A 15359-nucleotide genomic window follows, 5' to 3' on the forward strand; every position below is an offset into this window, starting at 1 on the left:
CTCGTCGGATAGGGGTGCCGGTCCTATATACAACGGCCAGTGTTGCGCGCCGATAGTATAGGAGAAGATGCTAAAACTAGTTGCATCGCACCGAACCTCCGCTAGAATGTTGTCAGCAATTCTGGACTACGTGAGGTTATCTTGGTCAAAAGAAACGTGTCGACGCGAGGTCGGCTTGAAAGTGGCGCCCCCAATCCTGTCGATGTGCATGTGGGCGCCCGTATGCGCCTGCGTCGCACGCTGCTGGGGATGAGCCAGGAGAAGCTGGGAGAGGCCATCGGCCTGACCTTCCAGCAGGTTCAAAAATACGAGCGCGGCGCCAATCGGATCGGCGCGTCGCGCCTGTTCGACCTGTCGCGCGTCCTTGACGTGCCGGTGTCTTATTTCTTCGACGACATGTCCGACAATACCCAGGCCCAGAGCCCGGTGAACATCATCAAGGGCTCCGTCGGCCTGTCGGACGAGCCCGCCACCTACGAGGCCGACCCCATGACCAAGCGCGAGACGCTGGAACTGGTGCGCGCCTATTACAACATCACCGACCCCCAGGTCAGGAAGCGGGTCTATGAACTCGCCAAGGCCCTGGCGGCGGTTGCCGGCGGCGAGTAATCCGTCCCAATCGACCATGGCTTCAAAGGCCGGGGCTTGCCCCGGCCTTTTTGTTGCCCCCCCCTGATGCGGCGATAACTTTCCGTGGACAGGGGGTGGTGTGACTTTGGTGAATGGACTTGGCCGCAGGCTTTGATACTCTCTGCTAATAATTAAATGAAGTGGCGGTCGTGCATGGACTCCTCCTCCGAATATCCGGAAATGATGGATACCCATCAGGTGGCCCGATATCTGCGGGTCAAGGAGCGCAAGGTCTATGAACTGCTGAAGGATCGACGCATCCCGTGCACCCGGGTGACGGGGAAATGGTTGTTTCCCAAGATCGAGATCGATGCCTGGCTGAAGCGGAACAGCGCCCAGGGATCGGCGGGCAGCCGGTCTGGTTCTGCCGCCATGGTCGTGGCCGGCAGCCATGATCCCTTGCTGGAATGGTGTCTGCGCGAGGTTGGCGGCTCCCTGGCCATGCTGCCCGGCAGTTCGGCCGATGGGCTGGCGCGGGTTGCCGCCGGCGAGGCGGCGCTGGCGGGTTTGCATCTGCTTGATCCGGAGAGCGGCGAATACAATATCCCTCATGTGCGCCAAGCGCTGGCCGAACACAATGTGGTGCTGGTGGAGTGGGCGCGGCGGCAGCAAGGGCTGGTGGTCGCGGCGGGAAATCCGCTGGGGATCGCCGGGGTGGCCGATCTCGCGCAGCACCGGCACAGGGTCGCGCTGAGACAACAGGGGGCTGGGAGCCGGGTGCTGTTCCAGCGTCTGCTGGCCGAGGCCGGGCTGTCGGAAGACGATATCATGGTGGTTGGAACCCCGGTTCGCAGCGAGACCGATATGGGGCTGGCCATCCTGGAGGGCACCGCCGATGCCGGGCTGGCGGTGGCCTCCGTGGCCCAGACGTTGAAATTGGGCTTCGTGCCGCTGTGTGGCGAGCGCTTCGATCTGGTCATCGACCGGCAGGCCTATTTCGAACCGGCGGTCCAGGCATTGCTGGCATTTGCCAGGACGCCGGAATTCGCCGCCCGCGCGGCGGCGCTGGGCGGATACGATATCACCGGCACCGGGGCCATTCGCTGGAACGCGGCGGGGTCGGCATAGTGGGCGAAGCGGAAGCGCCGCAGGGCGGTTCCCTGAGTGAGGAGAGCGTGTGATCCAGGCGTCACGGTCAGGGCTGGATGGGGATGGCGAGACGCCCGACCGGGTGACGGATCGCTTGCCTAGACGCGCGCGTTCCATTGTCTTGCGCTATGCCGCTCTGGCCGTCCTGGCCTGGAGTCTTCTGCTCGGCGGTTCGCTCTGGTGGAATGTGCAGCGCCAGGAAATCATCTCGTTTGACATGGCACTGAATTCCGCCCGGGGTGCCTTCGACAAGGACGTGGCCTACCGCGCCTGGGCATCCTCCCATGGTGGCGTCTATGTGGAGCCGTCCGAGAAAACACCGCCCAGCCCCTGGATGGCCCATCTGCCCGACCGGGACCTGCTGACCACGGACGGGCGCCTGCTCACCTTGATGAATCCCGCCTATATGCTGCGCGAGATGATGCAGGATTACGGTGACCTTTATGGCATCAAGGGACGCATCGTCGGCATCGTCTACCTCAATCCCAATAACGAGGCGGACCCTTGGGAGGCCGAGGCCATCCGCCAGTTCTCCGCCGGGAGCATTAAGGAGAAGCTGGCGGTCACCGATGTGGACGGCGCGCCGCATCTGCGCCTGATCAAGCCCTTCATCATGGAACAGAGCTGCCAGAAATGTCATGGGCATCTGGGGTTCAAGAACGGCGAGGTTCGGGGGGCGGTGGGCGTGGCGGTGCCGCTGGCGCCCTATCGCGCCGCCGAGGCGGCGGCGGTGCTTGCCCTGGCCGCCTCCCACGGGGGCATCTGGCTGTTGGGGCTGGGAGGCATCCTGGTCATTTCCCGGCGCAGCGCCGTCCGCATGGCGGAGAAGGAGCGCGCCGAGGAGGAAAACCGCCTCGCCGCCCATGTTTTCCGCTATGCCCTGGATGCCACCATCATCACCGATGTGGATGGCCGGATATTGCGGGCCAATCCCATGTTCACCGAGATGACCGGCTACACGTCGCAAGACGTGATCGGCACCAATCCCCGGCTTCTGCGCTCGGACCACCACGACGAGTCCTTCTATCAGGAAATGTGGCAGTCCATCTCCGCCACCGGCCGCTGGCAGGGCGAAATATGGAACCGGCGGCGCGACGGCAGCATTTTTGTCGCCTGGGAAAGCATCGTTGCGGTCAAGGATGAGCAGGGGCGGGTCCGCTACTATATCGGCAGCTTCAACGACATCACCGATCAGGTCGAGGCCCAGCGGCACATCCTGCGCCTGGCCCATTACGACGTCTTGACCGAACTGCCCAACCGGGTGCTGTTCCAGGACAGGCTTGAGCGCGCCGTGGTGCATGCCTTGCGGCATGACCGGCAGGCGGCGCTGCTGTTCCTGGACCTGGACGGGTTCAAGAAGGTCAATGACACGATGGGCCACCGGGCCGGGGACGAGTTGTTGAAGGAAGTCGCCCGGCGGCTGCGCCAATGCGTGCGCATGACCGATACCATCGCCCGGCTGGGTGGCGACGAGTTTACCGTCATCGTGGATGAGATCGCGTCACCCGCCGATGCCGTGGTGGTGGCGGACAAGATCCTGGCCGAACTGGCCCTGCCCATGGTCATCGAGGGGCGGGAGGTCTTCATCGGCGCCAGCATCGGCATCAGTGTCTATCCCGATCATGGCCGCAGCGGCGACGAATTGCTGAAACATGCCGACACCGCCATGTATCAGGCCAAGGCGAGCGGCAAGGGGCGGCACAACTTCTACGCCGCCGAGATGACCCGCCGCGAGGAACGCCGCCTGGAACTGGAATCGGCCCTGCGCCAGACGGTCGAGGACGGCGGCTTCGAGGTCCATTATCAGCCCAAGGCTGATCTGAGGACCGGCGCCATCTCTGGCTTCGAGGCCCTGGTCCGCTGGACCCATCCCCAGTTTGGCGCGGTCTCGCCCGCCGATTTCATCCCCATCGCGGAAGAAATGCATCTGGTCGAGCGTATCGACATGCTGGTCTTGGGCAAGGCCTGCCGCCAGGGAAGGATCTGGCGCGAGGCCGGACATGACATCACCATGGCGGTGAACCTGTCAGGCGGCGATTTCCGGGATGGGAATTTGCCCGAGACCATTGCCGCCGTGCTGGCCGTGACCGGTTTCCCCGCCGAGTGTCTGGAGCTCGAGATCACCGAGACCTTCGTTCTGGACCTTGAACAGCAGCAGCGCCAGGTACTCGACGCGTTGAAGAAACTGGAAATACGCCTGGCCATCGACGATTTCGGAACCGGCTATTCTTCGCTCAGCTATCTCAAGTGCCTGCCGGTGGACACCCTGAAGATCGACCGCTCCTTCGTGCGAGACCTCGCCCGCGATTCGCGGGACATGATGCTGGTGGGCAGCATCATCGGCATTGCCCACAGCCTGGGGCTCAAGGTGGTGGCGGAAGGGATCGAGGAGGCCGACCAGAAAGCCATCCTGATCACCCAGGAATGCGACGAGATGCAGGGCTATTTCCTGGCCAAGCCCATGCCGCCCGATCAGGCCAATATCTTCCTGATGCGGCATGCCCTCGATGCCGGTGACGCGGCGTGAACGAGGGGCATCCTTCGTTCGGCGAGGCGTTCAGGGTCTGGGTGAAGGTGGGACTCCTCAGCTTCGGCGGCCCGGCGGCCCAGATCGCCACCATGCACCGCATCCTGGTGGACGAGAAGAAATGGATCAGCGAGGCCCGTTTCCTCCACGCGCTGAATTTCTGCATGCTGCTGCCCGGCCCCGAGGCCCAGCAGCTGGCCACCTATGTGGGATGGCTGTTGCATCGCGGCCCCGGAGGCGTCGCGGCGGGCATTCTGTTCGTGTTGCCCGGCTTCCTGGTGATGATGGGGCTGGCGGCGCTCTATGCCGGATTCCAGCAGGTGCCGCTGGTTGACGCCCTGTTCTACGGCATCAAGCCCGCCGTGCTGGCGGTGGTATTGGAAGCGCTGTTGCGCATCGGCCGTCGCGCCCTGAAGCATCGGATATTCCTGTGGCTGGCGACGGCGGCCTTTGTCGGCATCTTCTTCCTGGCGATTCCGTTTCCCCTGGTCGTCCTGGCGGCTGGTTCGGTGGGATTCGTCGCCGCCCGGGCCGGCCATCCCGCTTTCCTGCCCGCCGCCCAGGCACAGGACCAGGGCGCCGCCGACCGGATCATCGAGACGGGGGCCGACCATCTGCGGCCCGGGGCCGCCCGGCTGACCCGGCTGGTGGTCCTGCTGCTGCTGCTGTGGTGGGGGCCGGTGCTCGCGGCCATGGCCTGGGGCGAAGGGTCCTTCGCCGCCATCGGCCTGTTCTTCAGCAAGCTGGCGGTGGTCACCTTCGGCGGCGCTTACGCGGTGCTGGCCTATGTGGCCCAGGAGGCGGTGGAGGTGCAGGGCTGGCTGCGGCCGGGCGAGATGCTGGACGGGCTGGGGCTGGCCGAGACCACGCCCGGTCCGCTGATCCTGGTCAACCAGTTCGTCGGCTTCCTGGCGGGATGGCGCGATCCCGGGCCGCTGGCGCCCTGGCTGGGTGGGGTGGCCGGTGCCGCCATGGCGGTCTGGGTCACCTTCACCCCCTGCTTCCTTTGGATTCTGGCGGGAGCACCCTTCGTGGAGCGGCTGCGCGGCAACGGCGCCCTGTCCGGCGCCCTCTCGGCCATCACCGCCGCCGTGGTGGGGGTGATCTTCAACCTGGCGGTCTGGTTCGCGCTGCATGTGCTGTTCGCGCGCATTGACGAGCAGCGGATCGGGCCGATTCAGCTGGGAGTTCCCCAATGGTCGTCGCTGGACCCGGCGGCGCTGGTCCTGGCCGTGCTGGCGGCCGTGGCCATGCTGCGCTTTCACGCGGGCATGCTGACCACTTTGGCCGCCTGTGGCTTGGCCGGGGCGGTGTGGCGGCTACTTCTTCTTCCGTAGGGCCGCTGCGGGGCGCAATTCCTCGGCGGTGAGGGCGCGGCCCAACTGGTCCTCGAGATGAGGCAGCAGTTGCGGGAAGAATTTCAGCGGTGCCAGCATGGCGATGGCGGCTGCGGCGCCCTTGGCCTCGTCGCCGAGATCACGGCGACAGCGCAGCAGCACCGACGCCACCAGCCAGCCGTCCCAGTCGTCCTGGTCATGCCCCTTGGGCGGTGCCAGGCCGGCGAAGCGGCTCAGCATCTCCATCATTTCCTGGCGCGACATTTCCGCGACACTCTTGGGCTTGGCACTCATCCCCGATCCACCCGTGACATCTTCCCCATGGGGGAGTCTATCCCACTCCGCGGTCCGGGGGAATGTGTTTCACATGGGGATGGCGTGGCCATTGCGCCAGGATCGGAGCAGCCTCCAGGCCAGCAGCGACGATATCGCCGACAGGCCGCCCATGGCCAGGAAGGAGGCGCCGCCCAAAAGCTCGAACAGATAGCCGCTCAATGGCGTCATCAGGCCTGGGGCGAGGCCGACGGCGATGGCGGCATAGACTCCTTGCGCCCGGCCGGCCAGCGATGGCGGCACCGCGCGCGAGATGAAATGCATGGCGCCCAGATGGCCGCAGCCGAAGGTCGCCGCGTGCAATAACTGGGCGGCGGCGACCCAGACCGGATCGGCGGTCAGCCCCAGGATGGACCAACGCGCCACGCCCCCCAGGGCCGCGGCCAGCAGCAGGCCCGATGGCCCCAGCCGGGCGACGACCCAGCCACTGAAGGCGAACAGCAGGATTTCCGCCACCACGCCCTCGGACCACAAGATGCCGATGGCGGGGTCGGACAGGCCCGACGCCTTCCAGTGGATGGTGGCGAAGGCGTAATAGACGGTGTGGGCCGACTGGTTGAAGGCGGCGGTGGCCAGGAACAGCAGGAAGATGCCCGAAGCCATCAGCGGCGCCAGGGGCGCTGGTGCCTCGTGGGCCGGAACCCGGGCGTCGGGTAGGGTGGTGCAGGTGGCGGCGGTGAGCGCCAGGGCCGCCACCATCAGCCAGGGCAACAGGCTTACCGGCCAGTCGGCCAGCACCTGGCCCATGGTGGTGGCGGCGATGATGAAGGCGAGTGATCCCCACAGCCGGATGCGGCCGTAATCCAGCCGTTGGGACTGCACCACCATCAGCGACAGGGCGTCGCCCACCGGCATCAGGCTGGTGAACGGAAAAATGGTGACCACGGTGACCACCAGAATGGCCCAGAAGCCGTGCACCCAGGGAAAGGCCAGCCAGGTGAGGGCGGCGGCGATGCTGAGGATCAGCAGCGGCCGCTTGCGGTCGCCGCGATGATCCACCCAATGGCCCACCAGGGGGGTCGCCACCAGCCGGGTCATGTATCCGGCGGCCACCAGCAGGCCGATCTCGGTGGGGCTGAGGCCGCGATCCTTGAGCCAAAGCGGCCAGAACGGAATATGGATTCCGACGGCGGCGAAGATGGCCGCGTAGAACGCGGCCAGGCGCAAGGCGGCGGCGGAGCGGCTCATAGCCTGCCGAGGGTCAGCCCGCGCTCCGCCAGCGAGCGGGCGCAGTCCTCCGAGGCCAGGAAACGGTATTCGACCTCGCGCTGATCGGTCAGCCACTCGCAGGCCCGCAATTCATCGTCAACCTCGCCGGGATGGCACATCACCAGAGTGCCGGGCGACGGGTGGTCGGTGAAGATGCGGAACAGCTCGGCATAGGAAACCTTGCCGGAAAAGTCATAGACTCCCCGGAAGCTGTGGTTATGACGGGCGCCCGCCCTGTGCAGCATCCGGCGCAGGCCCAGTCCCAGAACGGCGATGATGGTGGCGCGGATGGGGTCGATGCCCCGGGCGGCGATGCGCAAGGGATTTTCCCAGCAAGACCGAACCCAGCCGCCTCGCGCCTTCAGCCGCCGTGACCACAGCTCCATCACCACGTCGCGTACCACCGGTAGCTGATGCACATGGTGGTGGCCGTCGAGAAAATCCGGTGGGCGTCCCATGGCCGACTCGAAGGCGTCCAGCTGGGCTTCCAACTCGGCGGCGATTTCGGACCGGTCGAGGCGGCCCAGCACGGCGCGTTTCACCATGGCTCCAACCGGAGGTAGTTTGCCATGGGGAGCAAGATGGGGCATGGTGGTCAGAGGGGCATGGTCGGTCAGGGTGAGGTGCACCCCGAACTCGGCCTGACCTTCCAGGGGCAGGAGCCGTTTGGCCTCGTCCGACCAATGGGGAGAAGCGGTCATGCAGCCGGTGGCCTGCAGCCGTCCCGAGGCGATCAGGGCGCGAATGGCGCGGCCGACGCCGGGGGCAATGCCGTAGTCGTCGGCGCAAAGAGTGACGGTGGTTGGCATCATGGCCGGAGCTTATGCTGGCGTATGGGGGGGGGCAAGGCGGCTTGACAGTGAGGCTCATACGAAATAACGCAATATGTGACTTTGTCACGCATATATGTATCTGTGAACCGGGGCATCCTGTTCCTATATCCTTACGGGGAAATGGAGACGGGCCGAACGGATTGAACAAAAAGGAATAGCTTTCGGATGGATATGGCGGCACCTCCCGAGCGAAGGCGGCGCCCCCGCGGCAAGGGATTGACCCTCCAGGTCAATATCGTGACCGCATTCGCGACTCTTCTCAGCGTCATCATCGTGACGCTGGTGAGCTATGCCTATGTCAAGAATGCCGGCGCCGTTCTGGATTTGACCGAAAGATTTGTCGATCGCGTCGCCGATTCGGGTATGGCCAGCACCGTGGCCTTGCTGGACCCGGTCGCCGCCCATGTCCGTTCCATGGCCGAAGTGGCCACCGAGGACGAGGCCAAGGCCCGCGACGGTTCGCTGTTCCCCTATCTGATGAGCCTGCTCGATTCCAGCCCGCAGCTTCAAAGCATCTATTATGCCTTTGAAGCCGATGGCCGCTTTCTCCAGGCCTTTCCGATCCCGCCGGGAACGGAAAAATTCGGTGCCAACAACAATCCGCCGCCCCATGGCGCGCAGTTCGCGTTGCGGGTGGTCGACCGCAAGGGCGGCGTCTATTCCGATGTCTGGACCTATGTTCGTCGCGACGGCACCGTGTTGGGACGGGAGACCTCCAACCAACTGAATTACGACCACCGCACTCGCGACTGGTACAAGGAGGTGGTGGCCAAGCGCAGCCTGATCTGGACCGATCTGGTGGTGTTCACCAGCAACCGGCAGGCAGGCATCGCCGCCGCCTATCCGATCATCGCCAAGGACGGGCGGGTGATCGGCGCCACCGCCGCCAACATATCGACGCGGCAATTATCGGACTTCATGTCCAAGCTGGAACTGGGCTCGGGCGGCATCGGCATGATCGTTGACGAGAAGGACCAGTTGATCGCCCATCCCGACGCCTCGAAGGTGGTGCGCCAGGACGGGCTGAAACTGTCGCTGGTCAAGGCCGCCGAACTGAACGACATCCGTGTCAGCGACGCCTTCGCCGCCTATCACGCCACGCGCGCGAAGTTTCTGCGGTTCAATTCAGGGGGCATGGCCTATCTGGGCTCGTTCCGCGAATTGCCCGACGATTTCGGCAAGAAGTGGCTCTTGGGCGTGGTGGTGCTGGAAGATGACTTTGTCGGCACCCTGAAGTCCAATACCCGCGATATCGTCCTGGTGGGTCTGGCGTTGATGGTGCTGGGAATGGTGGGGATGACCGTCATTTCCCGCTGGATTTCCAAACCCCTGGCCAGGCTGAGCGGCGAGATTCGCAAGATCCAGAAATTCGACCTGGCCGGTCCCATCGCCATCCATGCCTGGGTGCGCGAGGTCAACGAACTGATCGACTCGCTCAACATGATGAAGCGGGCGCTGAGAACCTTCGGCATGTTCGTGCCCCGCGATCTGGTTCGAGAACTGGTGGCCAGCGGCCGCACCATCGAACTGGGCGGGCAGGATCGCACCTTGACGGTGATGTTTACCGACATCGCCGATTTCACCGGCCTGTCCGAGCGCATGGAGGCGGGCGACCTGCTGGTCCACGTCTCGCGCCACCTTGCCGCCATGTCGCAGTGCATCGGTCAGGAGGACGGCACCGTCGACAAGTATATCGGCGACGCGGTCATGGCTTTCTGGGGGGCGCCCGCCTGGCGCGAGGACCATGCCCTGCGCGGCTGTATCGCGGCGTTGCGCGCCCAGCAGCTCCAGTCGGCTCTCAATGCCGAATGGGAGGCCGATGGACTTCCCACCATGTTTGTCCGCATCGGGCTGCATACCGCCAATGTCATCGTCGGTAATATCGGTTCGGAACAGCGGATGAGCTATACCGCCGTCGGCGATGGGGTCAACGTCGCCTCTCGCCTTGAAGGCGTCAACAAGGTCTATGGCACCAAGATCTGCATCAGCGCGGCGGTGGCCCAGGCGGCGGGGGACTCCCTCCTGATCCGGCCGCTGGATCTGGTGGCGGTCAAGGGCCGCAAGGCGGGTGAAATGGTGTTCGAGCTGGTGGGCTTGCGCCAGGGGCCGCCGGAACTGCTGGCCACCCACGACCAGATCGAGATGTGCCGCACGACCGAGGCCGCCTTCAACGCCTATCGCGCCCGGCAGTGGGATCAGGCCATTTCCCTGTACCAGACTCTCGGCGAGAAAGGTGGCGGCGCCAAGCTGGCGGCCCTGTTCGTCGAACGCTGCAAGGCCTATCAGGCCGCGCCGCCGCCCGCCGACTGGACCGGCGTCCACGAGCTGAAATCCAAATAGGCCTATCCGGGCTGTCTTCAGTCCCGAAATGGAGCGCTTGACTCCCATAATCCAATAATCTACAGATTGATAGATTGGTGGCTTTGGAAGTGATTGGAGGCGGTCATGGCTCTGTTCCGCGACGAGGATGTCGGGCGCTTGGTGGTGGTGGGTCTGTTGGTGGTGGTGTTGGCCCTGGGGCTGGCCGCCTTGATCCCGGGAGCGCAGGCCGCCGAGCCCAGGACGCTGCTGAACGTGTCCTACGATCCCACCCGCGAGCTGTATCAGGCTGTCAACGACGGCTTCATCAAGTCGTGGAAGGCCAAGACCGGCGAGGACCTGAAGATCAACCAGTCCCATGGCGGTTCGGGCAAGCAGGCCCGCTCGGTGATCGACGGCCTGCCCGCCGACGTGGTCACCCTGGCGCTGGCCTATGACATCGACGCCATCGCCGACAAGGCCAAGCTGCTGGCCCCCGATTGGCAGAAGCGCCTTTCCCATAACAGCGCGCCCTACACCTCGACCATCGTGTTCCTGGTCCGCAAGGGCAATCCCAAGCAGATCAAGGATTGGGACGATCTGGTGAAGCCCGGCGTGGCGGTGATCACCCCCAATCCCAAGACTTCGGGCGGTGCCCGCTGGAACTATCTGGCCGCCTGGGGCCATGCCTTGAACAAGAACAACAATGATCCGGCCAAGGCCGAGGCCTTCGTCGCCGCCCTGTTCAAGAATGTCCCGGTGCTGGATTCGGGGGCGCGCGGCGCGCTGACCACCTTCGCCCAGCGCGGCATCGGCGACGTCTTCCTGTCGTGGGAGAACGAGGCGGTGCTGGCGCTCAAGGAATTCGGCAACGGCTTCGAGATCGTGGCGCCGTCGCTGTCCATCCTGGCCGAACCGCCGGTGGCGGTGGTGGACAAGGTGGTGGACAAGCGCGGCACCCGCGCGGTGGCCGAGGCCTATCTCCAGTATCTCTACACCCCCGAGGCCCAGGACGTCATCGCGCGGAACTTCTATCGTCCCCGCGATGCCGACGTGGCGAAGAAATATGCCTCGACCTTCCTGCCGGTTCGCCTTTTCACCATCGACGATGTCTTCGGAGGTTGGACCAAGGCCCAGAATACCCATTTCTCCGATGGCGGCGTATTCGACCGCATCATCGCCAAGAAGTGAGGACAGGCGCGTGACATCAGTGCCGCTGTCGCTGTTGCGTCGGACCCGGGTGGCGTCGAGCGTCATCCCGGGCTTCGGCCTGACTCTGGGCTTCACCCTGACTTACCTGTCGCTGATCGTGCTGTTGCCGCTGGCGGCTTTGCTGCTGAAGGCCGCCAGCGCCAGCCTGGACCAGTGGCTGGCGGTGCTGGGCGATCCCCGGGTGCTGTCGGCCCTGTGGCTGTCCTTTGGCGGCGCCCTGGCCGCCGCCGTGATCAACGCGGTGTTCGGCCTGCTGGTGGCCTGGGTGCTGGTACGCTATCCCTTTCCCGGTCGCAAGGTGGTTGATGCCTTCGTCGACCTGCCCTTTGCCCTGCCCACCGCCGTGGCGGGCATCGCGCTCACCGCGCTTTATGCCCCCAATGGCTGGCTGGGCCGTCTGTTGGAGCCGCTGGGCGTCAAGGTCGCCTTCACGCCCCTGGGCGTGGTGGTGGCCATGGTGTTCATCGGCCTGCCCTTCGTGGTGCGCACGGTGGAGCCGGTGCTGCAGGACGTGGACCTGGAACTGGAGGAGGCGGCGGCCTCGCTGGGCGCCGACCGGCTCCAGACCTTCTTCCGCGTCATCCTGCCCGCCGTCGCGCCGTCGCTGCTGACCGGCTTTTCCCTGGCCCTGGCCCGGGCGGTGGGGGAATACGGCTCGGTGATCTTCATCGCCGGCAACATGCCCGGCGTGTCCGAGATCGCGCCGCTGCTGATCGTCACCAAGCTGGAACAGTACGATTATGTGGGGGCGACGGTGATCGCCACCATCATGCTGGCCATTTCCTTCACCCTGTTGCTGGTGGTCAATCTGCTGCAGAAATGGCGCCGCGCGCGCATGGGAGGCTGAGATGCAGACCGCTTCCACCCGCGATCCGGTTGTCGTGCGCTGGCTGTTGACCGCCATCGCCCTGGGCTTTCTGGCCCTGTTCCTGGCGCTGCCTCTGGTGGCGGTGCTGGCCGAGGCCTTCGCCAAAGGCTGGGACGCCTATTGGCGGGCGCTGTCGGGCGAGGATGCCCTGCCCGCCATCTGGCTGACCCTGCTGGTGGCCGTCATCGCGGTGCCGCTCAACATCGTCTTCGGGCTGGCGGCCAGTTGGGCCATCGCCAAGTTCGACTTTCGCGGCAAAAGCCTGCTGGTATCGCTGATCGAGCTGCCATTCTCGGTCTCGCCGGTGATTTCCGGTCTGATCTATGTGCTGATGTTCGGCTTGCAGGGCTGGCTGGGCCCCTGGCTGGCCGAGCATGATCTCAAGGTGGTCTTCGCGGTGCCGGGCATCGTGCTGGCCACCATTTTCGTCACCTTTCCCTTCGTCGCCCGCGAACTGATCCCCCTGATGGAGGAGCAGGGCCGGGAAGAGGAAGAAGCCGCCCTGACCCTGGGCGCCAATGGCTGGCGCACCTTCTGGCTGGTGACCCTGCCCAATGTGCGCTGGGGCCTGCTGTACGGTGTCTTGCTGTGCAATGCCCGCGCCATGGGGGAGTTCGGCGCCGTTTCGGTGGTATCGGGCCATATCCGGGGTTTGACCAACACCATGCCGTTGCATGTGGAGATCCTCTACAATGAATATGATTTCGTCGGAGCTTTCGCGGTCGCGTCTCTCCTTGCCGTTCTGGCCCTGGTCACGCTCGCGGCCAAGACTGCCCTTGAATGGTGGCACCGCGACGAACTCGTCGCCACGGGACATTGAGAGGAACGGGGGCATGATCGAGGTCGAGGACGTCTCCAAGCATTTCGGCGACTTCAAGGCGCTGGACCGGGTGTCGCTCAGGGTCAACCAGGGCAAGCTGGTGGCCTTGCTGGGGCCGTCGGGCTCGGGCAAGACCACCTTGCTGCGCATCCTGGCCGGGTTGGAACAACCCGATGCCGGGCGGATCAAGCTTGGCGGAATCGACGCCACCGGCCTGGGCACCCGCGACCGCCGGGTCGGCTTCGTGTTCCAGCATTATGCCCTGTTCCGCCATATGAGCGTGGCAGAGAACGTGGCCTTCGGCCTCAAGGTCAGGAAGGGCGCCGATCGCCCCTCCAAGGCGGTCATCGCCGAGCGGGTTCATACCCTGCTCAATCTGGTGCAGCTGGAGGGGCTGGCCGGGCGCTATCCCAGCCAGCTTTCCGGCGGCCAGCGCCAGCGCGTCGCCCTGGCCCGCGCCCTGGCGGTGGAGCCTCGCCTGCTGCTGCTGGACGAGCCTTTCGGCGCCCTGGACGCCCAGGTCAGGAAGGATCTGCGCCGCTGGCTGCGCAACCTGCATGACGAGATGGGGCTGACCGGCGTTTTCGTCACCCATGACCAGGAAGAGGCCCTGGAAGTCGCCGACGAGGTGGTGGTGATGAACAAGGGCCGCATCGAGCAGATCGGCACGCCTGCGGAAATCTACGACAGCCCCGCCACTCCCTTCGTCTATCGCTTCCTCGGCAATGTCAACGCGGTGCCCTGTTCGGTGACCGGCGGCGCGGCCCAGGTGGGGGGCTTGCATATCGGCGGCGGCGCCGTGGATGGCGGCGGCACCGCCTTCGTGCGTCCTCACGACGTGGAAATCCTGGAACTGTCGCCCGACCTGCCCCAGGCCACCATCCGCCAGGTCATCGTGCTGGGGCCGGTGGTGCGGGTGGAGGTGGTGCTGCCCGACGGCACCGTGCTGGACTCCGAGGTTACCCGCGAGCACAAGGACAAGCTGAAGCTGCGCCGGGGCCTGGAGGTCTCCATCTTCCTGCGCAAGGCCCGGGTGTTCGTCGGGGGGTGAACTTTAAGACGCGAACTCTTTCCGGATGGAATCGGACTGCTGGCCCAGGGCGGGGACGGGGCGGGGAGTGAAGTTCTCGCCACGAATCTGGACCGGCGGCGCCACCATCTGGACCGGGCCGGATGGGGTCGGCTGGGCCATGCGCCGCAACTGGACATGGTCGGACAGCTCGGCCACCCCGTTGAGCGAGCCATAGGCGATGCGGGCCGCGTTCAGGCGGCGCACCGCCTCGGCATGGTCGAGGGCGGCGAAGACCGCGGTGATGATGGTTTCCAACTCGGGCCGGTTGGCGACGCGGACGCGGTTCGAAGCAAAGCGCGGATCATGGGTCATGGCGGGGTGTTCCAGCACCACCTCGCAGAACTGCGCCCATTCCCGCTCGTTCTGGATGGACAGCACCACCTGGCGGCCATCGCCCAGGGCGAAAGCGCCATAGGGCGCGATGCTGGGATGGTTGAGGCCGACCCGCTCCGGGGCCTTGCCGCCATAGTCGTGGTGCAGCAGCGGCACCGTCATCCAGTCGGCCAGGGCGTCGAACAGCGACACCGCGATGCCGGAGCCCTTGCCGCTGCGCTCGCGCTCCAGCAATGCCTGCAAGATACCCGCATGGGCATACATGCCGCAGGCGATATCGGCCACCGAGACGCCGACCCGGCCGGGGGCCTCGGGCGCGCCGGTGATGGCGGCCAGTCCCACCTCGGCCTGGACCAGCAGGTCATAGGCCTTCATGTCGCGATAGGGGCCGTCCTCGCCATAGCCGGTGATGTCGCAGGTGATCAGGCGGGGATGGCGCTGGCGCAGGGCCTCGGAACCAAATCCCGCCCGCTCGGCGGCGCCCGGCGCCAGGTTCTGCACGAAGACATCGGCGCGGGCCAGGATGCGCTCCAGCAGGGCGGCGTCCTCGGGCGCCTTGATGTCCAGGGTCAGGGAGTCCTTGCCCCGGTTGATCCAGACGAAATAGGCGCTCTCGCCCTGGGCCACATGGTCGTAGCCACGGGCGAAATCGCCCTCGGGCCGTTCGATCTTGATCACCCGGGCACCGGCGTCGGCAAGACGCGAGGTGCATAGTGGCGCCGCCACCGCCTGTTCCAGGGCCACCACCAACAGTCCCGACAAGGGAAGCGACATGATGCCAAACCACTCCGGCCGATT

At 65.4% G+C, this 15359-nt stretch carries 13 protein-coding genes; 9 read left to right on the forward strand and 4 right to left on the reverse strand.

Annotated elements, in window-relative coordinates; genetic code table 11:
- Positions 1-141: 141 nt before the first annotated feature.
- The 4 genes from A6A04_RS05715 (at position 142) to chrA (ending at position 5583) form a co-directional block, all read left to right on the forward strand.
- Positions 142-609: a helix-turn-helix domain-containing protein gene (locus A6A04_RS05715; RefSeq protein WP_068490816.1), complete on the forward strand. Its 468-nt coding sequence runs from the start codon at positions 142-144 to the stop codon at positions 607-609.
- Between the two features lie 174 nt (positions 610-783).
- Positions 784-1698 (forward strand): helix-turn-helix transcriptional regulator, encoded by a 915-nt coding sequence (locus A6A04_RS05720; protein ID WP_068490818.1) that lies wholly within the window; start codon positions 784-786, stop codon positions 1696-1698.
- Between the two features lie 49 nt (positions 1699-1747).
- Entirely contained in the window at positions 1748-4246 is a 2499-nt protein-coding gene (locus A6A04_RS05725) for an EAL domain-containing protein (RefSeq protein ID WP_245651087.1), read from the forward strand.
- Positions 4243-5583, forward strand: a complete 1341-nt coding sequence (gene chrA, locus A6A04_RS05730; protein ID WP_068490819.1) for a chromate efflux transporter — start codon at positions 4243-4245, stop codon at positions 5581-5583. Before A6A04_RS05725 ends, chrA begins: the two co-directional genes overlap by 4 nt.
- Here chrA and A6A04_RS05735 read toward each other — a convergent pair.
- From A6A04_RS05735 to A6A04_RS05745, 3 genes are all read right to left on the reverse strand, one after another.
- A complete protein-coding gene (locus A6A04_RS05735; protein WP_245651088.1) occupies positions 5566-5877 on the reverse strand; it encodes an acyltransferase in 312 nt (103 codons plus the stop codon). The genes chrA and A6A04_RS05735 overlap by 18 nt on opposite strands.
- A 69-nt stretch (positions 5878-5946) precedes the next feature.
- Positions 5947-7104: a 3-phenylpropionate MFS transporter gene (locus tag A6A04_RS05740; protein WP_068490821.1), complete on the reverse strand. Its 1158-nt coding sequence runs from the start codon at positions 7102-7104 to the stop codon at positions 5947-5949.
- The gene (locus A6A04_RS05745; RefSeq protein WP_068490823.1) at positions 7101-7937 is read right to left on the reverse strand and encodes a ChbG/HpnK family deacetylase; all 837 of its coding nucleotides are present in this window, start codon (positions 7935-7937) and stop codon (positions 7101-7103) included. Before A6A04_RS05745 ends, A6A04_RS05740 begins: the two co-directional genes overlap by 4 nt.
- Positions 7938-8195: 258 nt before the next feature.
- On the opposite strand from A6A04_RS05745, the gene A6A04_RS05750 reads away from it, so the two are divergent.
- The 5 genes from A6A04_RS05750 (at position 8196) to A6A04_RS05770 (ending at position 14207) form a co-directional block, all read left to right on the forward strand.
- Positions 8196-10298 carry an adenylate/guanylate cyclase domain-containing protein gene (locus A6A04_RS05750; RefSeq protein ID WP_245651089.1) on the forward strand — a complete coding sequence of 701 codons (2103 nt, stop codon included), beginning with the start codon at positions 8196-8198 and terminating at the stop codon, positions 10296-10298.
- A 105-nt stretch (positions 10299-10403) separates the two neighbouring features.
- Entirely contained in the window at positions 10404-11447 is a 1044-nt protein-coding gene (locus A6A04_RS05755) for a sulfate ABC transporter substrate-binding protein (protein ID WP_068490827.1), read from the forward strand.
- A gap of 10 nt (positions 11448-11457) precedes the next feature.
- Complete coding sequence (cysT, locus tag A6A04_RS05760; protein WP_068490829.1) at positions 11458-12315, forward strand: sulfate ABC transporter permease subunit CysT; 858 nt, start codon at positions 11458-11460, stop codon at positions 12313-12315.
- Position 12316: 1 nt separating this feature from the next.
- Positions 12317-13156 carry a sulfate ABC transporter permease subunit CysW gene (cysW, locus tag A6A04_RS05765; protein ID WP_068490831.1) on the forward strand — a complete coding sequence of 280 codons (840 nt, stop codon included), beginning with the start codon at positions 12317-12319 and terminating at the stop codon, positions 13154-13156.
- Between the two features lie 13 nt (positions 13157-13169).
- The gene (locus A6A04_RS05770) at positions 13170-14207 is read left to right on the forward strand and encodes a sulfate/molybdate ABC transporter ATP-binding protein (protein ID WP_068490833.1); all 1038 of its coding nucleotides are present in this window, start codon (positions 13170-13172) and stop codon (positions 14205-14207) included.
- A gap of 3 nt (positions 14208-14210) precedes the next feature.
- Here the strand turns inward: A6A04_RS05770 and A6A04_RS05775 are convergent, their stop codons facing one another.
- The gene (locus tag A6A04_RS05775; protein WP_068490835.1) at positions 14211-15335 is read right to left on the reverse strand and encodes a CaiB/BaiF CoA transferase family protein; all 1125 of its coding nucleotides are present in this window, start codon (positions 15333-15335) and stop codon (positions 14211-14213) included.
- Between the last annotated feature and the right edge of the window lie 24 nt (positions 15336-15359).

The organism is Paramagnetospirillum marisnigri (genome assembly GCF_001650715.1).
Lineage (GTDB): Bacteria > Pseudomonadota > Alphaproteobacteria > Rhodospirillales > Magnetospirillaceae > Phaeospirillum > Phaeospirillum marisnigri.